This is a genomic window from Streptococcus sp. 'caviae', assembly GCF_001937065.1.
Classification (GTDB): domain Bacteria; phylum Bacillota; class Bacilli; order Lactobacillales; family Streptococcaceae; genus Streptococcus.
Window position 1 is genome coordinate 1 of the sequence record NZ_MOWR01000003.1, and the last position, 21,338, is coordinate 21,338.

The following is a 21,338-nucleotide window of genomic DNA, read 5'->3' on the forward strand; positions in this document are numbered from 1 at the left end:
TCACAGACTATATTTTTTATTACAATCACAAACGCATTAAGACAAAATTAAAAGGATTTAGCCCTGTTCAATACAGAACCAAATCCTTTCAATAATAGTTCTTGTCCAACTTTTTGGGGTCAGTACATGGAGGACAAGGAGCAATTTATTCGTGACAATCAAGAAGCGTTTAACTATGGAGCGCTGGAAGAGTTTGGCAGAAGAGATGATCATTTTGAAGAAGATGGAGAGATTATCTCACGGGAGACCATTGTTAACTCAATTGACAGCGGTCAGGCGTACAGAATTTTATGGAAGGGTAAGAAAGTCGGCGGTTTGGTCGTCCGAGTGGATGGTCAGCAGGGTGAACTTGACTTGCTGTTTACAGCGCCTGCTTTTCACAGTAAAGGGATTGGCTATGCTGCTTGGTGCGAGGTAGAGCGGCTTTTCCCCGAGGTGAAGGTTTGGGAAACAGTGACTCCTTATTTTGAAACGAGAAACATCCATTTTTATGTCAATCGCTGTGGTTTTCATATTATTGAATTTTTTAACAGCCACCATCTTAATCCTAATGATCCTGACGACAGGCATAAACCAGAAGATGAACAGTTTGCGGACGGCATGTTTAGATTTCAGAAAAAAATACAGCATAAACTCTGAGATATGAAAACAGCAGCGCAGCTTGCCTGCTGTTTTATCTATTTTTAAAAATAATTTAGGATTTCAAGGTTAATTCAATCCTAATGGTTTATACTAAATAACAACAGATTTTAAAAGATAAGGGAAAGAAGTGTATGCGAATTTTAGTTGTTGAAGATGAAGAAGGTATTGCAGAAGCTATAAAAGCTATCTTGGAAGAGGTTCATTACGATGTTGATTTAGCTTTTGACGGTGAAATGGGAATGGATTATATTTTAACGGAACTTTATGATTTAGTTTTGCTGGATATTATGCTGCCTAAGATGGATGGTATGACAGTCTTGAAACGAGTTCGTCAGCTGGGCTCAGAAGTTCCTATTATTTTCCTGACAGCTAAGTCTCAGCTGGATGATAGGGTATCTGGTCTTGATTTAGGAGCAGATGATTATATAACAAAGCCTTTTGAAGCGGATGAGCTGCTGGCACGCATTCGCGCAAGAACCCGCCAGTCTTCCGCCTTAAACGTTAACTATTTAAAGCTGGGGAATATTATGCTGAATTTGGATAAACGCGAGTTAAGTGCCAATGACCATGAGGTTAAGCTGTCCAATAAAGAATTTCTGCTAATGGAAGCTCTGCTGCGGAATCCCAGCCAAATTATCCCTAAAAATCAGCTGATTCTTAAAGTTTGGGGGCCAATGGATGGTTCGGAATATAATCAGCTGGAAGTTTTTGTTTCCTTTTTAAGAAAAAAGCTCCGCTTTTTAAAGGCCGATGTGGAAATTAAAACAACTAAAGGAGTTGGTTATTCTTTGGAGGAGGATTCTAAAAAGTATGCTAAGTAATCTGCGAAAGCAATTTGTTATTATCACCATGTCTTTGCTGGCAGCGGTTATTCTCCTGTTGTTTTTTATCAGCAATCATTATGACCGCTATTGGGATTATTACGATACTTACCGAATTGTTAAAATTGTGGCTAAAAATGGTTATGTCAAAGATTACTCTGATGAAGCTATTGCCATGGTCACTGTCAGGGAAGACGGGGAGGCCGCTATTATTGTCAATGAGACAGAACTAGCTGACAAGGCTGTAAAAGAAGTGAGCCGTTCTCTGCTGAAAAGAAATAAAAAAGGCTGGAAGTGGCGGCACTATGTTTATTCGTTACAAGAAAAGAAAGAGGGCGTCTGGCAGCTGGCCTTCATTGATTTAAACAGCTATTCGAGCTCATCTGAGCAGCTTTTGCTGACGGCTCTCTTCACTGTTTTTGACTTTTTGCTTCTGACGGGTGTCAGTATTTATCTGTCGCGCTTTATTATTCAGCCAGCTAAGGATGCTATCGATCGGGAAAAGCAGTTTGTTTCTGATGCCAGCCATGAATTAAAAACCCCTATTGCAGCTATTCGGGCCAATGCTCAAGTGCTGCAAAATCAAATCGAACCCAACCGTTACTTGGATCACATTCTTTCAGAAACCAAGCGAATGGAGCATTTAGTTCAGGACTTGCTTGGCCTCTCCAAATTGGATGAGACTAAGCAGACGGCTAATTTTACCAGGGTCGATTTGTCGAAAATCTGTGAGGAGATGATTCTCAGCTATGAAAGTCTGGCTTATGAAGAGGGCAAACTGATTGATTCTCAAATAACTGATGGTGTTTGGATCCTGGGTGAGGAGTCACAATTAAAGCAATTAATTACCATCTTACTGGACAATGCCATCCAATATTCTCTGGCTAACAGCACCATTCATATCAGCTTGGCACAAGTGAAGAAGACGGCTGTTTTGCAAGTATCGAATCCAAGTCAGATTTATTCAAAAGAAGTCATGGACAATCTGTTTGAACGTTTTTATCAGGCAGAAGGCTCTCGCCACAGCACATCTAGTTTTGGGCTTGGTTTAGCCATTGCTAAGGGAATCGTTAAGCATCATCAAGGACAGGTGAGGGCTTGGCAGGATAAAGGAGAAATGATTTTGGAAGTGCGGCTGCCAATCACGCAAGGAGTTAATTAATGAAACCATTTGTTCAATTTGTACTGAGAACATTCGTTTATGCTTTGATTTTCTTAATTTTAATTTATTTTTTCAGTTATCTGGGTCATGGCAAAGGTAACTTTATCTATAATGAATTCTAGAAAGGATCGATGTATGCTGCATGATATGATTGACAATCTTGAGCATCTGGCTCAATCGCAGGGAGATTTTCCCGTTTATAATATTTTGGGAGAGGTTCACACTTATGGGGACTTGAAGGCTGACTCTGATTCCTTAGCGGCTTACATTGATGTTGTGAAGCTGCCAGCCAAGTCACCTGTATTGGTCTTTGGCGGTCAGGAGTATGAAATGCTGGCTAGTTTTGTGGCGCTGACAAAATCAGGTCACGCTTATATTCCAGTGGATCAGCATTCAGCTTTAGAGCGCATTGAGGCCATTATGGAAATAGCAAAGCCCAGTCTCATTATTTCCGTTGGGACTTTTCCCTTGGCTGTTAAGGCTATTCCTGTCATTGAGCTGACGCAGTTAAAGGATATTTTTGCACAAAAGACTTCTTATGAGCTGACGCACTCTGTCAAGGGTGACGATAATTACTACATTATCTTTACCTCCGGCACGACTGGCAAACCTAAAGGAGTGCAAATTTCTCACGACAATCTGCTCAGTTTTACTAATTGGATAATTTCAGCAGAAGCTTTTTCGGTGCCAGATCAACCGCAGATGCTGGCGCAGCCGCCTTATTCTTTTGACCTGTCGGTCATGTATTGGGCACCGACCTTGGCTAAAGGAGGTACGCTTTTTGCCCTGCCAAAAGAACTGACAACAGACTTCAAGTACCTCTTTGACACTATCAACCAAATGCCTATCCAAGTCTGGACATCAACGCCGTCCTTTGTAGACATGGCCATGCTGTCAAACGACTTCAATGCTGAGACTTTGCCGCACTTAACTCATTTTTATTTCTGCGGAGAAGAACTGACCGTCAGGACAGCGCAAAAACTGCACGAGCGGTTTCCGAAAGCCCGTATCGTTAATTCCTATGGTCCGACGGAAGCAACTGTTGCGCTGTCAGCTCTTGCAGTGACTGATGAGATGCTAAAAAGCTGTCAGCGTCTGCCAATTGGTTACCCTAAGCCTGACTCACCAACCTTTATCATTGACGAAGAGGGCAGGGAGCTGCCCCATGGGCAGCAGGGTGAAATCATCGTAACGGGTCCTGCCGTGTCCAAAGGCTATTTCAACAATCCGGAACGCACCGAGACGGCTTTCTTTGAATTTGACGGTCTGCCTGCCTACCACACTGGTGATGTGGGCAGCATGACTGAGGAAGGTCTGCTTCTTTACGGAGGCCGTCTGGATTTCCAAATAAAATTTAATGGCTACCGCATTGAGCTGGAAGAGGTATCGCAAAATCTTAATAAATCCCGTTACGTCAAGTCAGCTGTCGCTGTGCCCCGGTATAATAAAGATCACAAGGTACAAAATCTTTTAGCCTATGTCATTCTTAAAAAAGGTGCCGGCAAGCAGTTCAGCCGGGAATTGGATCTAACCAAGGCTATCAAAACAGATTTGAAAGACATCATGATGGACTATATGATGCCATCTAAGTTTCTTTACCGCGACAGTCTGCCGCTGACGCCAAATGGCAAGATTGACATCAATGGTCTGATGAGTGAGGTAAACAGCCGATGATTGACTTTCTCCATCAGCTGCCTCACTTAGCGGCCTACAGCAATCCCCAGTACTTTATCTATTTGATTGCGGCAGTTACGCCCATTTTTGTCGGTCTTTTTTTCAAGAAACGTTTTCCAGTTTATGAAGCCCTGGTCAGCCTGGCCTTTATTGTGCTCATGCTGACAGGCAAAAATCTCCATCAGCTGGCCTCGCTCTTAGCTTACGTCATCTGGCAGAGTGTGCTGGTTTGCAGCTACAAGTTTTACCGCAGGATGCGTGATAATAAATGGGTTTTCTATCTGTGGGTATTTCTATCTGTTTTTCCTCTTGTTTTTGTGAAAATCAGCCCACTGATTGAAGTGGGAAATCGATCCTCGCTCTTTGGCTTCTTAGGAATTTCCTATCTGACGTTTCGTGCGGTGGGCATAATTATGGAGCTGCATGACGGGGTACTGACAGACTTCAGTCTTTGGCAATTCCTGCGTTTTCTGCTCTTCATGCCGACTTTCTCCAGCGGACCAATTGACCGTTTCAGACGTTTTAATGAAGACTATGAGACTATCCCTGAGCGTGAAGAATTGCTGGATATGTTGGAACAATCTGTTCGCTATATCATGCTAGGCTTCCTCTATAAGTTTATTTTAGCCTATATTTTTGGGCAGGTGCTCATGAATCCTATCAAGGTAATGGCTCTGCAGCGCGGCGGTATTTTTAATCTGCCGGCACTCGGTGTTATGTATACTTACGGTTTGGATCTCTTCTTTGACTTTGCAGGTTACAGTATGTTTGCCTTAGCCATTTCCAACCTTATGGGCATTAAGAGTCCTGCCAATTTTAATCAGCCGTTCAAATCACGTGATTTGAAAGAATTCTGGAATCGCTGGCACATGAGTTTATCCTTTTGGTTCCGAGATTTTGTCTTTATGCGTCTGGTTAAGGTTATGGTCAAAAACAAAGTTTTCAAAAACCGCAATGTGACATCAAGTGTTGCCTATATCATCAATATGCTCATCATGGGCTTCTGGCATGGGGTGACTTGGTATTATATTGCTTATGGGCTTTTCCACGGCTTTGGTCTGGTCATCAATGACTGGTGGCTGCGCAAGAAGAAAACAATCAACAAGGAACGAAAAAACAAAGGACAAAAGCCGCTTCCGGACAACAAATGGACCAAGGCTCTGGGTATCATCATTACCTTTAATACCGTCATGCTGTCCTTCCTGATATTTTCAGGATTTTTAGACCAGCTCTGGTTTCCAAAACCACTGATAAAACCGTAGACTTTATCTCCCGACACTAATCATTGGGTGACGGGCTTTGTATCTTAACCAACTGAACACGGGCTAAACGCTGTGTCAAAAAGATAGAAATCCTAGAGTCTTGAGGACTCTTCGGCTTTTTCCTATTTTGACTTTGCGTTCTTAACGCCCTTTGTATCTTAATTAAAGGAGTGACTGACAATGGATGTAAAATCAGAAGTATTAGCAATTATTGATGATCTTTTCATGGAAGATGTTTCTGACATGATGGATGAAGATTTGTTTGATGCGGGTGTGCTTGACAGTATGGGAACTGTTGAGTTGATTGTAGAGCTGGAAAGCCGTTTTAATATTACAATTCCCGTATCAGAATTTGGCCGTGATGACTGGAACACTGCCAATAAAATCATCGCCGGAATAAAGGAGCTGAACCATGCTTAAACGCCTCTGGCAGATTTTAGGCCCTGTTTTTTGCGCTCTGCTGTTAGCCCTAACTCTCATTATTTTTCATCCTATAGCTGTAAAGTACTCCTTGACGGCTGAAAAAAAGGATGCAGTGGCTCTGACTAAAACTAGTTTTAAAAGCAAATATAAAAAAGTTCGCGCATTGACAGACCCTAAGCAGCGCTTTGTCCCCTTTTTTGGCTCAAGTGAGCTGTCGCGGCTGGACAAGATGCATCCGTCAGTTTTAGCTCAGGCCTATCATCGTAATTACAGGCCTTATCTATTGGGACAAAAAGGGGCGGCCTCTCTGACACATTACTTTGGTATTCAGCAGATTAGCAAAGAACTTGAAAATAAGCAGGCTGTCTATATTATCTCACCACAGTGGTTTGTGCCTGAGGGAGCCAATTCTCACGCTTTTCAAAATTATTTTAGCAGCAGCCAGTTCGTTGATTTTTTGCAGAATCAGACCGGCAGTCCTTATGATCGCTATGCTGCTAAGCGTTTTCTGCAACTCTATCCAGATTCAGAATTTAAACCTTTAGCGCAAAAAACAGCGAAAGGAAAAGAAATAAACTCTTCCGACCAGTCTTGGCTGGCTTTAAAAGAGAAAATGTTAGCTAAAGAAGATGCTTTTTTCAGTGATCTGTCATTTTTTGATGACTATAAGAAAAAGGTTTTATCCCAGACGGCTGATTTACCCTCCCATTTTTCCTATGCTGCATTGAAACGGCTAGCTACTGAAGAAGGGGAAAAATCAACGTCTAACAATAGGTTTGGGATTGAAAATACTTTCTACAGCATGCGTGTGCAGCATCAGCTTAAAAGACTGCAAGGGTCGCAAAAGTATTTTGATTATATTAAATCTCCTGAGTACAATGATTTACAGCTGGTATTGGACCAATTTGCGAAAACCCATACTAATGTTCTCTTTGTTATTCCGCCTGTTAACAGTAAGTGGGCTGCTTTCACAGGACTTAACCAGACTATGTATCAAAAAGCTGTTGCCAAGATTAAGTATCAGCTGCAGAGCCAAGGTTTCACTAACATTGCTGATTTTTCAAAAGACGGCAGCAAACCCTACTTCATGCAGGACACCATCCACATAGGCTGGAACGGCTGGCTGGCACTGGATAAGGAGGTTAACTCCTTTCTCAGTAAAGAGGAAGATGCTCCCGCCTATACGATTAACAATCGCTTCCTGAACAAAGACTGGGCTAATTTTACGGGGCAGCCGGATAAATTTTAGACTGGCTGATAAGATTGCTGCTTTGATAGCTATTAAAAAAGCATACTTCTGTACAATATGAGACTAATAAATGGAGTGGGGAAGACAGCCATGATTGCTGCTAAAGTCTAAAGCATCGAAATTTCTTCTATCTCTCCCAAAAGTGCTATAATAAAGTTAGCTGAAATCGATTTCAGCTAAGGTGACAAATCTGACTGCTTTAGGTTTAACTGCTAACCAGCGGAGATTTTAAAGCGATTCATTTGAACTTTATGCTGGGTCGGTTGGATGCCAAAAAGGCAAATCATGATTTAAAGGAGGGAAAATCGATGAATACAATGGAAGCAATCACAAGCCGCTATGCTTGCCGGAAGTTTACAAAGACACAGCTTACAGATGCAGAGACGCAAGCTTTGATTCAAGCAGCTAACGCAGCTCCAGCTGGAATGGGTGATTACAGCGGACTGAAGCTGACTGTTGTACAAAGTCAAGAAAATCTTGAAGCTATTGAAGCAGCCGCTGCACATGGTATGCCTAGGATGGGAGACCACCCGACTTATCAGGCACCAACATTAATGATACTCAGTGCAAAAATCAATGAGCAGGTTCCCATGATTTCTCATTGTAATGTGTCTGCTGCAGCTGAAAATATTATGCTGGCGGCGACAGATATGGGACTGGCTTCAGTTTTCATCATGTCTGTTCCAGCTGTTATACAGGATAAGCAGGAACTACTGGAAAAACTGAATATCAGAGATGGCTTTAAACCTCTTGTTATCGTTGCGGTAGGACATGCAGAATCTCAGATGACAGTTGAAAAAGAAAAAAGGCTTGCAGTGGAAATACTGTAACTGCCGATTGGTTCATATCAAAAAAAGAGCAGGTATCTCTGCAGGAAGACTTCCGCAGATACTTGCTCTTTGTCTATTTAATGGTAAGATGCGATAATAAGCCGAGCCTTCTTCTGAAAAAGTGTTATAATAAAAGCAAAGCTAGTCATCAGAGGTCGTGAAGAATCAAGGAGGTTTGCTGATGAAAAAAATAAACAGTAAAATCTATCTCGTTGGTCTTTCAGTGGCCGGCATGCTGTCCTGTCTTCTACCATGGTCAGGTGTCTATATGGGCAGTATACCGCCTGGGGACCTTCCGAATAAGATTTTTTATGGCTACCAGAAAAACGGCATCATTTGCGGCGCTTGTTTTGCTTTTATTCTTTTAATCTGTTTGCTGACTTCCGTTAAGAAGCCGATGAGCCGTACAGTGGCAAGGGCCAATCTGTTCCTTTCACTTATATCATTAGCTGTCTGTTTATGGGATATAGTTGGGATTATGCTGAAATCTGGCATGGTAGGAGCTGTTCCTCTTTTGGAAGTGGGACCGTTTGTGATGGGAGTTATAGCTATTCTTACAATAGTTATTGTCATTGCTGCAGTCAGACGGAAATCTTAAGCAATTACTGATGAAGCAAATAGGTTTAACTGGTCTAGCTTTACTGAAGAGACGGAAGTCTGTTGCTTATTTAAAAATACAGCAACACAGCCCTCAGTTTGAAAGTCTGAGGAAAGCAAGAGAGCTGCTGTTTCAACTGATTGATGATGAGGGCAATGGACCGTTTGAATGTTAGAATACTGAAAGGAAAACGAATGACTGATAAACATTTGCACGAAATTCGCGTATTTGAAAATTTTGATATGGTTTCTTTTGACAAAGGCCATGTGGTGGTGACGACAGAAGTAGTGGATAAATCTTTAAATTACTACGGTTTTGCCCATGGCGGCTATATCTTTACCCTGTGTGACCAAATCAGCGGCTTGGTTTCGATTTCGACCGGCTTTGATGCGGTGACGCTTCAGTCCAGCATTAATTATTTAAAATCTGGAAGGCTGGGAGATACATTATTGATTGACGGGCGCTGTGTCCATGACGGCCGGACAACAAAAGTCGTTGATGTCACCGTCACCAATCAGCTGGAACAAGAAGTGGCCAAGGCTACCTTTACCATGTTTGTCACAGGTGAGCGCGCGAATGATTGACCGTTTATTTTGCCATCAATAAAGCGCATGCCAATGGGAGAATAATCTGATGAAAAAAATAATGATCTGGATTTCAGCTATTTTTCTTGTCATTGTTCTAGCTGGAGGTATCTATATTATAGGGTGGGGAATGCCGGGAAATGCCCTGCATGCCAAAATCAGCTACGGACACTCTAAAATCTACACCCTAAAAGATCGAAAAGCGGCTGCTAATCTGATAAGGAGAAATTTCATTACCTTTAATGGCTGCCGTCTGGAAACATTGAACTATACTTCAGATAAAACATCTCTGGAAATGTTAGCATCAAAAAAACAGATGGATACTGACAGGTATAAGGAGAAGTATGCTAAGAAAGATGTTTCCAAGACCTATGATGAGTGCATTGTTTACCAATCAAGCTTCAGCACCGACGGCTGTCCTGATGAAGGTTTTAGTGCTAATAGTCATTACAGTCATTGGAATTGGATTTTAGTCCGGAAAAAAGGCGGCTCTTGGCGGCTTTACAGCTATGGTCATGATTAAAAATGGCTTGGGCAGAAATAACAGAATAATTGCTGAATCTAGCGACCTCAACCTTTGCGGATGGGATTGCTATTGTCATTACTGTAGCGAGGGTTAAAGCTGCGCGGCTGGTTTTTCATTATGACATGACTAATCAAAAGAGAGAAACTGTCTGTCAGGCTCAGTCCAAGACTCAATAAGAAGTTTTGCTGCGGGCTGTCTGAAAACTTTTTCATGCACAAAAAAAGCAGGTGCTCCTGCTTTAGCTTGAAGAAAAAGTCTTTTCTTTGATACTTCCTTAGATGATGTCGGACGGCAGCGACTTCCTAGGGAATTCCATGCCTAAACTTTGAGCCACGGTCTCAAAGTTTCCGAGTGTCAGAATTGGCTAAAATTCACCATTTCTGACACTTTCATCACGGCGGAAGTATCCTTTATCTAACTCGTCTGTGTTTGTGGAATTTATATGGTAGTCTGCAGACTTTTTTGCTGATCAAGGTAGACAAATGGAGATTTGTCTACAGTCTGAAGAGAGTGTGCCCCACTCTCTTTAGCTATTAAGGTAAAAATTTGCCGGCTGCCAGATAGAGCTGATACCATTCGTGGTGAGTCAGTTCCACATCGGCTGCTGCACAGACATCAATGAGGTGCTTGGGATTCATGGTTCCGACAATAGCCTGCATTTTGGCCGGATGGCGCAGGATCCAAGCGATAGCTACAGCGGCTTTGGATACGCCGTATTTATCGCCCAGTTCCTGCAGGGCTTGATTGAGTTCTGGGAATTTAGGGCTGTCTATAAAGCTGCCTTCAAACATACCGTATTGGAGCGGAGACCAAGCTTGAACAGTGATGTCGTTCAAACGGCAGTAGTCTAGCGTGCCGTTGTCGCGGTCAATAGACATATCGGTTGTTTTATTGTTGACGTAGAGAGCTTGATCAATGAGCTGAGATTGTTCCAAAGAAAGCTGCAGCTGATTGAAAACAAGCGGCTGCTTAACGTATTTTTTGAGCAGCTCCATCTGAAGCGTCGGCACATTGCTGACACCGAAATGGCGCACTTTTCCGCTTTGTTCCAATTCATCGAAAGCTTGCGCGACTTCCTCAGGATCAAAGATCAGATCAGGCCTATGCAGCAAGACAGCGTCCAAATAGTCAAGCTTCATGCGGCGCAAACTGTCATCAACACTTGAGAGAATATTTTCCTTGGTCCAGTCAAATTCATTGCGCTCAAAGCAGAGCCCGACTTTGGACTGAATAATGACATCCTCGCGTTTAATGCCAGTCAAAGCAAAAGCGTCACCAAAGCGGGTTTCAGCCTCGCCACTGCCATAGCAGGTGGCATTGTCAAAGAAATTCACACCGTTTTCGACAGCGGTCTGAATCATCTCTGCAGCCTTTTCGACAGAAAGTGCCGGCATGCGCATGCAGCCAAGGATAATAGCAGCAGCGTCCTGCGGACCGTTTACAACATTGATTGTTTTCATGACACAACCTCCAGAGTTATTTTGATAAAATAAGTATATCATTTATAATAAATCCATTCCATTTTTTAAATACGATAGCCAGCATGAATGCTGTGCTATAATGTCAGTAGGAGGGATTGATATGCGGCGCTTCAACCTGCACACCCCAATCCTGTTGCAAGAAAGCTGAAAAAGCTGCCCTGCTTGCTGATGCTTGGGATGGTTTTCTGATCTTATCTTAGACAGGTGTCAATGTATTATTGTTATTTGTGAAAGGAGCTGACATGACAGCATATAAGCACTTGGTTCAATATTATGAAACGGATCGCATGGGCATTACCCATCATTCCAATTATATTCGCTGGATGGAAGAGGCGCGTGTTCATTTTTTGACAGAAATCGGCTGGCCCTATGATAAATTGGAAGAAGAAGGCATCATCTCTCCGGTTGTTTCAGTCAGCTGTCACTATCTAGCGACATCAACCTTTGCGGATGAGATTGCTATTGTCATTACTGTAGCGAAGGTTAAAGCTGCGCGATTGGTTTTTCACTACCAAATGACCAATCAAAAAGGTGAAACTGTCTGCCAGGCTCAGTCTGAACACAGCTTTTTAGCTCAAAGCGGCAGCTTTGTCAATATCAAAAAAGAATATCCTGACTTTTACAGCAAGTTATCAGAACTCAGCCAGTCTTGACCGTAACTGCCTGCCAAACTAAAACCGCTCTTTTTTGACCTTTCAATGTTATAATAAGTTTATAAGATTAAAAGGAGGTCGTTACGATGATTGCTATTACAGGTGTGACAGGAAAATTAGGCGGTAAAACTGCTGAGCTGATTTCAAAAAAAGGAATTGCAGCCAGACATCTTGCCCGAAATCCGCAAAAAGCGACTAATTATGACAATGCTGAAATTGTCAGAGCTGCTTTTGAAAATTCTCCAGAAGCTATTAAAGCTCTAAAGGGGATTGATACTTTATTGATGGTATCTGCTTCAGAAAGTCCCAATCGCTTGCAGCAGCATTTTGATTTTATCGATGCAGCTGACGCGGCTGGTGTCAAGCATATTATTTATACTTCTTTTTATAATGCCAATGCTGAGGCTGATTTTACTTTAGCGCGCGATCATGCCAAGACAGAAAACTACATCAAGGAAAAAGGCTTTGCCTATACTTTTTTGCGGGATAATTTTTATTTGGATTTCTTTTTGGATCTGTGTTTAGAAAATGGTGAAATTCGCGGACCAGCCGGTGATGGGAAAGTATCTGCCGTCGCTCGGCAGGATGTTTCTGAAGTGGCAGCAGCAATTTTAGCCGATCCTGATCAATGGAAAAATCAAACATTAAACATGACCGGACCAGAAGATTTGTCCATGACTGATATTGTTCAATTTGTCGGCAAAGAAAGAGGTCAAACCATTCCGTATATCAATGAAACGATTGAAGAAGCCTATCAGTCACGCAAGGCTTGGCCGGCGCAAGACTGGGAATACGATGCCTGGGTCAGTACTTATACAGCTATCAAAGAAGGAGAGCAAGCCGGGGTCTCCTCTGATATTGAGCGTGTCCTCGGACGTCCGGCGACCTCTTTGCAACAATTAATGCGTCAAAAAACTGACCTGAAATAAACTGTTGATTTTGTAAAGGAACCATTCATGATTGTATTAACTTATTTAGATGCTTACCAAACTAAAAGAGAAAGCCATTTTAACAGTCCTGAAGAATTTATGCTGTCCCTCAGCGGCTGTGTGACCCTGCCGGATTCTTACCAAGTTGTGTCTTTGACCTACAAGGGGCAGGATGTTGGCTATAAAGGAGCGATGGGAGATTTATACCGAACAGTCAGCCAGATGGACTGGCGGCAGTTTGAATCAAATTAAATCTTAGCTGCTTGGCTGAAAAGAAAAAAACAAAAGCGGAAAAATCGTGTGTTCAACCGAACAGATTTTCCCGCTTTTTGATTTTAATCTAACTTATCAAGAAACTTTTTAATATCAACAGTGACGCGCGTGTGATCTCCCTTGCCAATGAGTTTATCACCCTCGTAAACCTCAATATTGAAATGGGAGCGCCGCCCGTCTTTCTCAACATCCAAGATTTTGACGTCTACTGTTTTTCCGATTTTAGTAGCAGCTAAGTGCTGAACAGAAATTTGAGCACCAACCGTTGTTGTTGACACATCTAAGTCTTCTTCACAATACAAAAAAGCTGCATTTTCTATGAAAGCAATCATACTGGGAGTTGACAAAACGTTAAGACTGCCTGAACCCCAGTTCATAGCTGAATGCTCAGATGTGGTGACATAAGACTTACTGTAAATTGACATGGCTGCCTCCTTTTGCTTAAGAAAAATAAAGCGTTAATGGTTAGCTTGTATTCTAACTTTAACACATTTAATTAGAAATCACAAATAATTTCTGGAAGCGTTTCCCATAACTTGCTGTTTGCTTATTCCTGCAATTCATGGTAAGATAAATAAGATAAAACGCTGTGAAAGAGGTAAAAAAATTGGCTTTTGGAGATAATGGACCGCGTAAGAAAACACCGTTTGAAAAACTGACCTTAGTTGTCGTTATCATTATGGTTTTGGTTACTGTTGGAGCACTGGTTCTCAGTGCCCTTAGCGCCGTTATTTAAAAAGAAACGCTCACGGGCGTTTTTTTAAGCGAATTACAATAAGGTAGAAAAGTTATGAGCATGTTTTTAGATACCGCTAAGGTTTCGGTAAAAGCTGGGCGCGGCGGTGATGGTATGGTTGCTTTCCGCCGTGAAAAATATGTCGCTAATGGCGGTCCTTGGGGCGGCGATGGCGGCCGCGGCGGCAATGTCATCTTTGTCGTTGATGAGGGACTTCGCACCCTCATGGATTTTCGCTACAACCGCAAATTTAAGGCAAAAAATGGTGAAAAAGGCATGACTAAAGGGATGCACGGCCGCGGTGCTGAAGATCTCTATGTGCATGTGCCGCAGGGGACAACAGTCCGCGATGCTGAAACTGGCAAAGTCCTTGCAGATTTGGTTGTAAACGGTCAGGAATTTATTGCGGCTCACGGCGGCCGCGGCGGCCGCGGGAATATTCGGTTTGCGACACCTCGCAATCCGGCTCCTGAGATTTCTGAAAATGGAGAACCGGGAGAAGAACGTGAACTGGCTTTGGAATTGAAAATTCTGGCTGACGTTGGTCTGGTAGGCTTTCCTTCCGTTGGGAAATCAACGCTGCTCAGTGTCATTACAGCAGCCAAACCTAAAATCGGAGCCTACCATTTCACAACCATTGTTCCCAATTTGGGCATGGTGCGTACCAAATCCGGGGAATCCTTTGCAGTGGCTGACTTGCCGGGCTTGATTGAAGGAGCCAGTCAAGGCGTTGGTCTTGGAACACAGTTTCTGCGCCATATTGAGCGGACACGTGTTATCCTGCATGTCATTGATATGTCAGCGGCAGAAGGCCGTGATCCTTATGAGGATTATTTGGCCATCAATAAGGAGTTGGAAACTTACAATCTGCGTTTGTTGGAACGCCCGCAAATTATTGTTGCCAATAAAATGGATATGCCTCAGGCCGCGGAGAATCTTGAAAAATTCAAAGAAAAATTAGCTGCTAACTATGACGAGTTTGAGGAGCAGCCGCTAATCTTTCCTATTTCAGGGATTGCTCATCAGGGATTGGATGCACTTTTGGATGCAACAGCCCAGCTTCTGGATCAGACAGATGACTTCTTGATTTATGATGAATCAGACATGCAAGAAGAAGCTTATTATGGTTTTGCCGAGGAAGAAAAAGCCTTTGATATTTCACGTGCAGACGATGCTTCTTGGATACTTTCGGGTGAGAAGTTAGAGAAGCTCTTTGTCATGACCAATTTGGAACGCGATGAGGCTATCATGAAATTCTCCCGGCAATTGCGGGCTATGGGAGTTGACCAGGCTCTGCGCGAACGCGGAGCCAGAGACGGTGACACTGTCCGCATTGGCAAGTTTGAATTTGAATTTGTGGATTGATGTTGGAAGCATATCTAAGTACTAAAGTACTTGATATGCAACGGCAGCCGCTATGGCGGACTGCCTACCATCATCACTAAGGCAGTCAAGTCAGTAATACGGACTGACCTGACCGCCTGTCGTAACATTAAGCATTTTATTGGCAAGTTATCCGGTGAAAGGCGATAATTATTAGGCCGCATAGCTAAGCGACTGACTAGCTCGAAAAATGCTTAATATCGAACCGTTTTTCTCACGTCGTGATGGATGCATGAGTAATTGAAATCGATAGAGGACTGCCTACCAGCATCACTAATGCGGTCAAGTCAGTAAAATGGACTGACCTGACCGCCTGTCGTAACATTAAGCTTTTTATTGGCAAGTTATCCGGTGAAAAGCGATAATTATTAGGCCGCATAGCTAAGCAACTGACTAGCTCGAAAAATGCTTAGTATCGAACCGTTTTTTTCACGTCGTGATGGATGGATTCATGAGTAAGCAAAATTGTTAGGGCATTGCCTGCCAACCCTTAGCACTACTAACAAAACGTTAAGCACAATCAAGATGGAGGTTTTATTATGGGTGATAAACCAATATCATTTAAAGATAAAGATGGTAATTTTGTATCAGCAGCTGATGTCTGGAATGCTGACAAATTAGAGAAACTTTTCAATAAACTCAACCCCAACCGCAAGCTGCGCTTGGAGCGCGAAAAATTGGCCAAAGAAAAAGCGGAATAAGTCAAAATACCAGCCTGATATTCAGATCAGGCTGGTATTTTTAAAAAAAAATTTGCGATAAACAGCATATAACACTTGACAAGAGATATATACTGTTATATACTGTTTATAACAAGAAGGAAGACATTCAGATGATGCAAATAATAATTAATAACTCTTCTATGGTTCCAATCTATGAACAGATTGTGGAGCAAGTAAAGAAAGGCATTCGAACAGGTCAGTTAAAAAAAAATGACCTCTTGCCGTCCGTTCGCTCCTTATCCAAGGATTTAAAAATCAGTGCACTGACCGTAAAAAAGGCCTATGATGTTTTAGAAAGTGATGGTTTTACAATCACTGTCCATGGCAAAGGCAGCTATGTTGCTGCTGTAAATCCGGCACTCTTATTGGAAGAGCAGAAAAAAGAAGTAGAAACTGATTTTGAGCGTGCCATTCAAAAAGGACGGCGTTACGGCCTTTCCGATAAGGAGATCAGGAGTTTATTTGATTTGATTTTGGAGGATTAAGCAATGTTAAAAATCAAAGATGTAAGGAAACAATATGGTCGCTTTTCTCTGAATGCTTCGTTAGAAATAAAAGAGGGAATGATCACTGGTTTGATTGGACAGAACGGCTCTGGGAAAACCACACTGTTTAAGTCCATCTTAGGTTTAATTTCAACGGATGGCGGGCAAATTAGTCTGTTTGGAAAAGATAGTCGGAATTTGACCGCTAAGGACAAAGAAAAACTAGGTGTGGTGCTTTCTGATTCTGGATTTAGCGGCTATTTACGGATAGTAGATATTGTTTCGATTTTAGAAGCTATGTATCCGGCTTTTGACAAGACATTCTTTCTTAGACAGCTCGATAGATTTCAGCTGCCAAAAGAGAAGTTCTTAAAAGATTTCTCAACAGGTATGAAAGCCAAATTGAAGGTCTTAGTTGCTATTTCTCATCAAGCAGAACTTCTAATACTGGATGAGCCGACAGCAGGTCTGGATGTGATGACCAGAGACGAACTGCTGGATTTACTGAGAGATTATATGGAGCAGGATGACAGACGCTCTATCTTGATCAGTTCCCATATTTCAAGCGATTTAGAAAGTCTGTGCGACGATCTCTACATGATAGATGAAGGCCAGATTATTCTGCATGAAGAAACGGATGTTTTACTGAGTGATTATGCTGTTCTGAAAGTCACAGAGGAACAGTTTGCTGAACTGGATAAATCATTTATTCTTCGCTTTAAAAAAGGAACATTTGGTTATAGCTGTCTGACCAATCAAAAGCAATTTTACTTGGAAAACTATCCTACGATTGCTCTTGAAAAGGGAACCATTGACACGGTGACAACCTTGATGATAAGGGGGGATAAATTATGAAGGGCCTTTTGATAAAAGATTTTAAATTGATAGGGCAGCAAAAAACCTTCTTTTATTTGCTGCTGGCTGTTGTGATTGGGTTGGTTAGCTTTTCTGATGATATTGCTTTTCCTTTATATTTTATGACTTTTTCCGTTTCCTTATTTGCTCTAACAACTACTAGCTATGATGAACTCGACAATGGAAGTGCCTTTTTGTTCACCCTTCCTCTCACCCGCGGGAAGTATGCTCTTGAGAAGTATATTCTGGCCGTCCTGCTGAGCTTCAGTTCTTGGGTAGCTGCTCTCCTTTTGGCAATAGTAGCTGCCAGTTTAAGGGGAATGGCAGTTAAAGAAATTGTGATAACAGCCATCTTTGTTTTTCCCCTAGTTGTGATGATGCAAGCCATCATGCTCCCGATTCAGCTGAAATTTGGAGCAGAAAAAGGCCGTATCGCTATGATTGCAAGCATTGCCGGGCTTGTTGTTCTGGGCATTGTTCTTCTTAAAGCTGCTAAACTGTTGTTTAACATTGACTTAGCAAATTTACTCACCCAGATGCCTGCTCTAAGTGCAGAAGCACTAGCCGCTTTACTAACTCTCGCAGCTCTGCTGATTTTAGCTTTTTCCTTAAAAGTCAGTATTGGCATTATGAAAGCTAAAGAGTTTTAGCAATAAGGTTAGCTAGGAATGAAAAGAGGGTAGGACAGGCAGCCATGATTGCTGCGCCATCATCTGCAAAATAATGTTAGCCACAAGATTCAGTATAATCATCTTGACTACTGCTGAAGTTCTATAGAATTTTTTCGCAGATAAGTTAGCTTATCCTTCACGGCACCAAAGCAATTACGACAATTAAAAAGCAAGGCCGATAATGTCTTGCTTTTTAACTTAGTAAGGGAGCTAGTCAGTCCACTATAGTGGCTGACGTTGATAACTAGGACCTATAAAAGATTCATTTGCTGATGTTACGATGTAAAACAACTTAGTTCGATAATAACGAAGTTGTTTGACTAGTAAGGTGTTTAGCAAAGTCCCATAGGAGTTTGCGTAGTTTAGCTAGTGACTTTAGTCACAGATAAACTTAACACATTAGACATTCAGCACCTTATCCAAGAAGTCTTTGAGACGCGGGTGCTGTGGGTTATCGAAGATTTCTTCGGGGGTACCGTCTTCGAGGAACTGTCCGCCATCGGTAAAGATGACGCGGTTGGCAACCTTGCGGGCAAAGCCCATTTCGTGAGTTACAATCAGCATGGTCATGCCTTGTTCAGCTAAGTCCTTCATAACGTTGAGAACATCACCGACCATTTCAGGGTCAAGAGCCGATGTCGGCTCATCAAAGAGCATGATATCCGGATTCATGGCCAGACTGCGAGCGATAGCCACACGCTGTTTCTGTCCGCCTGACAGGCTGTCCGGGTAGGCCTGAGCCTTGTCAGACAGTCCGACTTTTTCCAAAAGTTCCATGCCGTGCTTTTGAGCTTCTTCCTTAGACTCTTTCCCCAGTTCAATCGGAGCAAAGGTGATGTTTTCAAGAACGGTCATATGCGGGAAAAGGTTGAAGTGCTGAAATACCATGCCGATATTTTCCCGCGCCTTATCGACATTGGTAGAAGGATCTGAAAGTTCATAACCGTCAACGATGACCTTGCCGCTGGTAACCGATTCGAGAAGGTTCAGCGTCCGGAGGAAAGTTGATTTTCCGGAACCCGAAGGGCCGATGATACAGACAACATCTCCCTCATTAAATTGCACATCAATGCCCTTGAGGACTTCGTTTTGTCCGAAAGATTTATGCAAATCCTGAACATCAATTTTTAAATCAGTCATTAGTTAATCCTCTTTTCTAAGCGTTTTGCCAGACGTGTCAAGAGTGTAATGATTACAAGATACATCAGAGCAAGAATGGCATACATGCGGAATGATTGGTAGTTGCGGGCGATGATAATTTTGCCGGCTTGGAAAAGCTCAATCAGTCCGATAGCTGAGATAATGGTTGTATCTTTAAGCGAGATAACAAATTGGTTGATGAAGTTAGGCAGCATCATTTTGAAGGCCTGCGGCAAAATAATTTTTTGCATGGTTGTCTTGTAGGAAATACCCAAACTGCGGCTGGCTTCCATTTGCCCGGTTGGAACAGCTTCGATACCGCCGCGGACGATTTCAGCGATATAAGCACCGCCGTTTAGGGTCAGGGCAATGGTACCTGCTACGAAGTCGTTGATTGGACTTTGATGGCCGGTAACAGACTCAATCAGGTTAGGAATTCCCCAGAAGATAAAGGCCGCAACAATCATCAGCGGAATACCGCGAACGACATCAACAAAAATGGCAGCTATAACACGCAATGCCTTATAAGGGCTGACACTCATCATACCAAAGAGAATACCGACAATCAGAGCAAGAGCAAATGACAGAAGAGCTAAACTCAGGGTTGTTCCAAGGCCGGATAAGAGCTGTTTATAATTGTTGGTAATCAAGCCCCGAATGGTTGATTCATCAACAGCTGAGGCTGATGAATCCTTTTGCTTATCATCAGACAGGTATTTATTGATAATCTTATCGTACTGACCGGATTTTTTAAGAGCTGCCAAACCGTTGTTAAACATTTGAATGAGCTCAGGATTATTTCCTTTTTTAACGGCAAAACCGTATTCGCCGGATTTTTCACCCGGAATCGGTGTTTCAAATCGACGACCCTGCTTAATAGCATATTTAAGTACGGCTTCATCATCCATGAGGGCATAGATAGAACCTGAATTCAGACTGTCGTACATGGTTGAGGCTTCATCGAATGATTTCAATGAGTAGCCGTATTTGTCTTTGTTTTTTTCAAGAAAGGCATAAGAAGCAGTTCCATTTTTGGCACCAACTTTTTTGCCTTTCAAATCCTTATAAGACACCACGTCGCTTCCCTTGCGGACAGCAAGCAGGGTGTTTGAAGTGTAGTAAGGATCTGAAAAATCGAAAATTTTCTTGCGTTCATCGGTAATGGACATGCCTGCCATAACAGCGTCTGCCTGACTGGCTTGGACAGTGTTGAGAGCTGCATCAAAACCAGGATTCTCGGTTTTGATATTAAAGCCCTGCTGTTTAGCAATGGCCTTGATCAGCTCGACGTCAATTCCTACGTATTTGCCGGCATCATTTTGGAATTCAAATGGTGCAAAGGAAGAATCCATGACAATTTTGTAGCTGCTTTTAACAGGTTTTGCCTTTGCATTGGCATTGCCAGTACCGGTGCTTTGCGATTTAGCGGTATCAGCAGAAGCAGACTTAGAAGAAATCCACTTGTTCATGATTTCATCATAAGTCCCATCGGCTTTCATCTGTTTTAAGGCTTTGTTGAAATCTTTGATGAGGTATTCATACTGGCTGCCTTTTTTGACGGCGAAGGCAAAGCTGCCGATAGGCTCACCCTCCATTTCGATACGGAGATTTTGCCCCTGATTGATAGCGTATTGAGCAACAGGCTTATCATCCATAACCGCATCAACAGAAGCCGACTCTAGGCTGTTGTACATAGAATCCCCAGTGTCAAAGGATTTGATTTTATAGTGGTATTTGTCCTTCTTTTTTTCAAGGAAGTTTTGAGCGGCTGTTCCGTTCTTGACACCAACCGTTTTTCCTTTTAACTGGCTGTACTTGGTAATTTTGTCCTTTTTGCGGGTAACAATGACAATTTTAGTATCATAGTAGGTATCTGAAAAAGTAAAGACCTTCTTACGTTCTTTAGTAACAGTTGTCCCTGCCATCAAAGCATCGGCCTGACCGGACTGAACGGCATTGACCGCCGCATCAAAGCCAGGGAAGGTCATCTTATAATCCCAGCCGCTGATTTCAGCCGCTTTTTTAATGATATCTACATCAATGCCCTTATAAACCTGGTCACTGTCCTTAAATTCAAATGGTGCATAAGTGGAGTCTGAGACAATCTTAATCGTATCAGCAGAAACTTTTGCGCCAAACATAAAAGCCAGTGTCAAAAATGCTGTCATAAGAGCAATTATCTTTCGCTTCATGTTCGTACTCCTTCATAAAAATTACCTTATTATATCAAATATTAGGG

Annotated in this window: 27 protein-coding genes; 23 read left to right on the forward strand and 4 right to left on the reverse strand. The window is 42.4% G+C overall.

Annotated features, from left to right (window positions below; translation table 11 throughout):
- The 14 genes from BMI76_RS03670 to BMI76_RS10760 all read left to right on the forward strand — a co-directional run.
- Window positions 1–95: IS3 family transposase (locus BMI76_RS03670; protein WP_142355034.1), on the forward strand; the 95-nt coding region annotated here is incomplete at its 5' end.
- Window positions 96–126: 31 nt separating this feature from the next.
- Window positions 127–639, forward strand: a complete 513-nt coding sequence (locus BMI76_RS03675; protein WP_075346258.1) for a GNAT family N-acetyltransferase — start codon at window positions 127–129, stop codon at window positions 637–639.
- Between the two features lie 134 nt (window positions 640–773).
- Entirely contained in the window at window positions 774–1,463 is a 690-nt protein-coding gene (locus BMI76_RS03680) for a response regulator transcription factor (protein WP_075346259.1), read from the forward strand.
- Complete coding sequence (locus BMI76_RS03685; protein ID WP_075346260.1) at window positions 1,453–2,625, forward strand: cell wall metabolism sensor histidine kinase WalK; 1,173 nt, start codon at window positions 1,453–1,455, stop codon at window positions 2,623–2,625. The genes BMI76_RS03680 and BMI76_RS03685 overlap by 11 nt, the downstream gene beginning before the upstream one ends.
- Window positions 2,625–2,747, forward strand: coding sequence for a teichoic acid D-Ala incorporation-associated protein DltX (locus BMI76_RS03690; protein ID WP_075346261.1), 123 nt, complete (start codon window positions 2,625–2,627; stop codon window positions 2,745–2,747). Before BMI76_RS03685 ends, BMI76_RS03690 begins: the two co-directional genes overlap by 1 nt.
- Before the next feature lie 13 nt (window positions 2,748–2,760).
- A complete protein-coding gene (gene dltA / locus BMI76_RS03695) occupies window positions 2,761–4,299 on the forward strand; it encodes a D-alanine--poly(phosphoribitol) ligase subunit DltA (protein WP_075346262.1) in 1,539 nt (512 codons plus the stop codon).
- Window positions 4,296–5,561: a D-alanyl-lipoteichoic acid biosynthesis protein DltB gene (gene dltB, locus BMI76_RS03700; RefSeq protein WP_075346263.1), complete on the forward strand. Its 1,266-nt coding sequence runs from the start codon at window positions 4,296–4,298 to the stop codon at window positions 5,559–5,561. Before dltA ends, dltB begins: the two co-directional genes overlap by 4 nt.
- 180 nt (window positions 5,562–5,741) lie before the next feature.
- Entirely contained in the window at window positions 5,742–5,981 is a 240-nt protein-coding gene (gene dltC, locus BMI76_RS03705) for a D-alanine--poly(phosphoribitol) ligase subunit DltC (RefSeq protein WP_075346264.1), read from the forward strand.
- On the forward strand, window positions 5,974–7,233 hold the full coding sequence (gene dltD, locus BMI76_RS03710; protein ID WP_075346265.1) for a D-alanyl-lipoteichoic acid biosynthesis protein DltD: 1,260 nt from the start codon (window positions 5,974–5,976) through the stop codon (window positions 7,231–7,233). The genes dltC and dltD overlap by 8 nt, the downstream gene beginning before the upstream one ends.
- Window positions 7,234–7,541: 308 nt before the next feature.
- Window positions 7,542–8,063, forward strand: a complete 522-nt coding sequence (locus BMI76_RS03715; RefSeq protein ID WP_180372825.1) for a nitroreductase family protein — start codon at window positions 7,542–7,544, stop codon at window positions 8,061–8,063.
- A gap of 181 nt (window positions 8,064–8,244) precedes the next feature.
- Window positions 8,245–8,661 (forward strand): hypothetical protein, encoded by a 417-nt coding sequence (locus tag BMI76_RS03720; protein ID WP_075346267.1) that lies wholly within the window; start codon window positions 8,245–8,247, stop codon window positions 8,659–8,661.
- Window positions 8,662–8,855: 194 nt separating this feature from the next.
- Window positions 8,856–9,245, forward strand: coding sequence for a PaaI family thioesterase (locus BMI76_RS03725; protein ID WP_075346268.1), 390 nt, complete (start codon window positions 8,856–8,858; stop codon window positions 9,243–9,245).
- A gap of 49 nt (window positions 9,246–9,294) precedes the next feature.
- Entirely contained in the window at window positions 9,295–9,768 is a 474-nt protein-coding gene (locus BMI76_RS03730) for a hypothetical protein (protein WP_075346269.1), read from the forward strand.
- 29 nt (window positions 9,769–9,797) lie between these two features.
- Window positions 9,798–9,947, forward strand: a complete 150-nt coding sequence (locus tag BMI76_RS10760; protein WP_180372826.1) for a hypothetical protein — start codon at window positions 9,798–9,800, stop codon at window positions 9,945–9,947.
- Between the two features lie 357 nt (window positions 9,948–10,304).
- Here BMI76_RS10760 and BMI76_RS03735 read toward each other — a convergent pair whose 3' ends face one another.
- A complete protein-coding gene (locus BMI76_RS03735) occupies window positions 10,305–11,231 on the reverse strand; it encodes an aldo/keto reductase family oxidoreductase (RefSeq protein ID WP_075346270.1) in 927 nt (308 codons plus the stop codon).
- A gap of 263 nt (window positions 11,232–11,494) precedes the next feature.
- Here BMI76_RS03735 and BMI76_RS03740 point away from each other — a divergent pair, with 263 nt between their 5' ends.
- The 3 genes from BMI76_RS03740 to BMI76_RS03750 all read left to right on the forward strand — a co-directional run bounded on the left by BMI76_RS03740 (window position 11,495) and on the right by BMI76_RS03750 (window position 13,086).
- Complete coding sequence (locus BMI76_RS03740) at window positions 11,495–11,905, forward strand: thioesterase family protein (protein WP_075346271.1); 411 nt, start codon at window positions 11,495–11,497, stop codon at window positions 11,903–11,905.
- Window positions 11,906–11,991: 86 nt separating this feature from the next.
- Window positions 11,992–12,834 (forward strand): SDR family oxidoreductase, encoded by an 843-nt coding sequence (locus tag BMI76_RS03745; protein WP_075346272.1) that lies wholly within the window; start codon window positions 11,992–11,994, stop codon window positions 12,832–12,834.
- 27 nt (window positions 12,835–12,861) lie between these two features.
- Window positions 12,862–13,086, forward strand: a complete 225-nt coding sequence (locus BMI76_RS03750; RefSeq protein ID WP_075346273.1) for a DUF4649 family protein — start codon at window positions 12,862–12,864, stop codon at window positions 13,084–13,086.
- Window positions 13,087–13,169: 83 nt separating this feature from the next.
- On the opposite strand, the gene BMI76_RS03755 is transcribed toward BMI76_RS03750, so the two are convergent.
- On the reverse strand, window positions 13,170–13,532 hold the full coding sequence (locus BMI76_RS03755) for a thioesterase family protein (RefSeq protein ID WP_075346274.1): 363 nt from the start codon (window positions 13,530–13,532) through the stop codon (window positions 13,170–13,172).
- A gap of 182 nt (window positions 13,533–13,714) precedes the next feature.
- Here BMI76_RS03755 and BMI76_RS03760 point away from each other — a divergent pair, with 182 nt between their 5' ends.
- From BMI76_RS03760 to BMI76_RS03780, 6 genes are all read left to right on the forward strand, one after another.
- Window positions 13,715–13,843 carry a DUF4044 domain-containing protein gene (locus BMI76_RS03760; protein WP_003087827.1) on the forward strand — a complete coding sequence of 43 codons (129 nt, stop codon included), beginning with the start codon at window positions 13,715–13,717 and terminating at the stop codon, window positions 13,841–13,843.
- Between the two features lie 54 nt (window positions 13,844–13,897).
- Entirely contained in the window at window positions 13,898–15,208 is a 1,311-nt protein-coding gene (obgE, locus tag BMI76_RS03765) for a GTPase ObgE (protein WP_075346275.1), read from the forward strand.
- Window positions 15,209–15,765: 557 nt separating this feature from the next.
- The gene (locus BMI76_RS10640) at window positions 15,766–15,927 is read left to right on the forward strand and encodes a hypothetical protein (protein WP_142355036.1); all 162 of its coding nucleotides are present in this window, start codon (window positions 15,766–15,768) and stop codon (window positions 15,925–15,927) included.
- 134 nt (window positions 15,928–16,061) lie between these two features.
- Complete coding sequence (locus BMI76_RS03770; protein ID WP_075346470.1) at window positions 16,062–16,433, forward strand: GntR family transcriptional regulator; 372 nt, start codon at window positions 16,062–16,064, stop codon at window positions 16,431–16,433.
- 3 nt (window positions 16,434–16,436) lie between these two features.
- The gene (locus BMI76_RS03775; protein WP_075346276.1) at window positions 16,437–17,288 is read left to right on the forward strand and encodes an ATP-binding cassette domain-containing protein; all 852 of its coding nucleotides are present in this window, start codon (window positions 16,437–16,439) and stop codon (window positions 17,286–17,288) included.
- A complete protein-coding gene (locus tag BMI76_RS03780) occupies window positions 17,285–17,938 on the forward strand; it encodes an ABC-2 transporter permease (RefSeq protein WP_075346277.1) in 654 nt (217 codons plus the stop codon). Before BMI76_RS03775 ends, BMI76_RS03780 begins: the two co-directional genes overlap by 4 nt.
- A gap of 420 nt (window positions 17,939–18,358) precedes the next feature.
- On the opposite strand, the gene BMI76_RS03785 is transcribed toward BMI76_RS03780, so the two are convergent.
- On the reverse strand, window positions 18,359–19,099 hold the full coding sequence (locus tag BMI76_RS03785; protein ID WP_075346278.1) for an amino acid ABC transporter ATP-binding protein: 741 nt from the start codon (window positions 19,097–19,099) through the stop codon (window positions 18,359–18,361).
- Entirely contained in the window at window positions 19,099–21,291 is a 2,193-nt protein-coding gene (locus BMI76_RS03790; protein ID WP_075346279.1) for an ABC transporter substrate-binding protein/permease, read from the reverse strand. Before BMI76_RS03790 ends, BMI76_RS03785 begins: the two co-directional genes overlap by 1 nt.
- Window positions 21,292–21,338: the final 47 nt, after the last annotated feature.

Excerpts from the sequence above, each read along its gene's own strand:
- BMI76_RS03675 (WP_075346258.1), top strand. The coding sequence starts at position 127 with ATGGAGGACAAGGAGCAATTTATTCGTGACAATCAAGAAGCGTTTAAC.
- BMI76_RS03680 (WP_075346259.1), top strand. The coding sequence starts at position 774 with ATGCGAATTTTAGTTGTTGAAGATGAAGAAGGTATTGCAGAAGCTATA.
- BMI76_RS03685 (WP_075346260.1), top strand. The coding sequence starts at position 1,453 with ATGCTAAGTAATCTGCGAAAGCAATTTGTTATTATCACCATGTCTTTG.
- BMI76_RS03690 (WP_075346261.1), top strand. The coding sequence starts at position 2,625 with ATGAAACCATTTGTTCAATTTGTACTGAGAACATTCGTTTATGCTTTG.
- dltA (WP_075346262.1), top strand. The coding sequence starts at position 2,761 with ATGCTGCATGATATGATTGACAATCTTGAGCATCTGGCTCAATCGCAG.
- dltB (WP_075346263.1), top strand. The coding sequence starts at position 4,296 with ATGATTGACTTTCTCCATCAGCTGCCTCACTTAGCGGCCTACAGCAAT.
- dltC (WP_075346264.1), top strand. The coding sequence starts at position 5,742 with ATGGATGTAAAATCAGAAGTATTAGCAATTATTGATGATCTTTTCATG.
- dltD (WP_075346265.1), top strand. The coding sequence starts at position 5,974 with ATGCTTAAACGCCTCTGGCAGATTTTAGGCCCTGTTTTTTGCGCTCTG.
- BMI76_RS03715 (WP_180372825.1), top strand. The coding sequence starts at position 7,542 with ATGAATACAATGGAAGCAATCACAAGCCGCTATGCTTGCCGGAAGTTT.
- BMI76_RS03720 (WP_075346267.1), top strand. The coding sequence starts at position 8,245 with ATGAAAAAAATAAACAGTAAAATCTATCTCGTTGGTCTTTCAGTGGCC.
- BMI76_RS03725 (WP_075346268.1), top strand. The coding sequence starts at position 8,856 with ATGACTGATAAACATTTGCACGAAATTCGCGTATTTGAAAATTTTGAT.
- BMI76_RS03730 (WP_075346269.1), top strand. The coding sequence starts at position 9,295 with ATGAAAAAAATAATGATCTGGATTTCAGCTATTTTTCTTGTCATTGTT.
- BMI76_RS03735 (WP_075346270.1), bottom strand. The coding sequence starts at position 11,231 with ATGAAAACAATCAATGTTGTAAACGGTCCGCAGGACGCTGCTGCTATT.
- BMI76_RS03740 (WP_075346271.1), top strand. The coding sequence starts at position 11,495 with ATGACAGCATATAAGCACTTGGTTCAATATTATGAAACGGATCGCATG.
- BMI76_RS03745 (WP_075346272.1), top strand. The coding sequence starts at position 11,992 with ATGATTGCTATTACAGGTGTGACAGGAAAATTAGGCGGTAAAACTGCT.
- BMI76_RS03750 (WP_075346273.1), top strand. The coding sequence starts at position 12,862 with ATGATTGTATTAACTTATTTAGATGCTTACCAAACTAAAAGAGAAAGC.
- BMI76_RS03755 (WP_075346274.1), bottom strand. The coding sequence starts at position 13,532 with ATGTCAATTTACAGTAAGTCTTATGTCACCACATCTGAGCATTCAGCT.
- obgE (WP_075346275.1), top strand. The coding sequence starts at position 13,898 with ATGAGCATGTTTTTAGATACCGCTAAGGTTTCGGTAAAAGCTGGGCGC.
- BMI76_RS10640 (WP_142355036.1), top strand. The coding sequence starts at position 15,766 with ATGGGTGATAAACCAATATCATTTAAAGATAAAGATGGTAATTTTGTA.
- BMI76_RS03770 (WP_075346470.1), top strand. The coding sequence starts at position 16,062 with ATGCAAATAATAATTAATAACTCTTCTATGGTTCCAATCTATGAACAG.
- BMI76_RS03775 (WP_075346276.1), top strand. The coding sequence starts at position 16,437 with ATGTTAAAAATCAAAGATGTAAGGAAACAATATGGTCGCTTTTCTCTG.
- BMI76_RS03780 (WP_075346277.1), top strand. The coding sequence starts at position 17,285 with ATGAAGGGCCTTTTGATAAAAGATTTTAAATTGATAGGGCAGCAAAAA.
- BMI76_RS03785 (WP_075346278.1), bottom strand. The coding sequence starts at position 19,099 with ATGACTGATTTAAAAATTGATGTTCAGGATTTGCATAAATCTTTCGGA.
- BMI76_RS03790 (WP_075346279.1), bottom strand. The coding sequence starts at position 21,291 with ATGAAGCGAAAGATAATTGCTCTTATGACAGCATTTTTGACACTGGCT.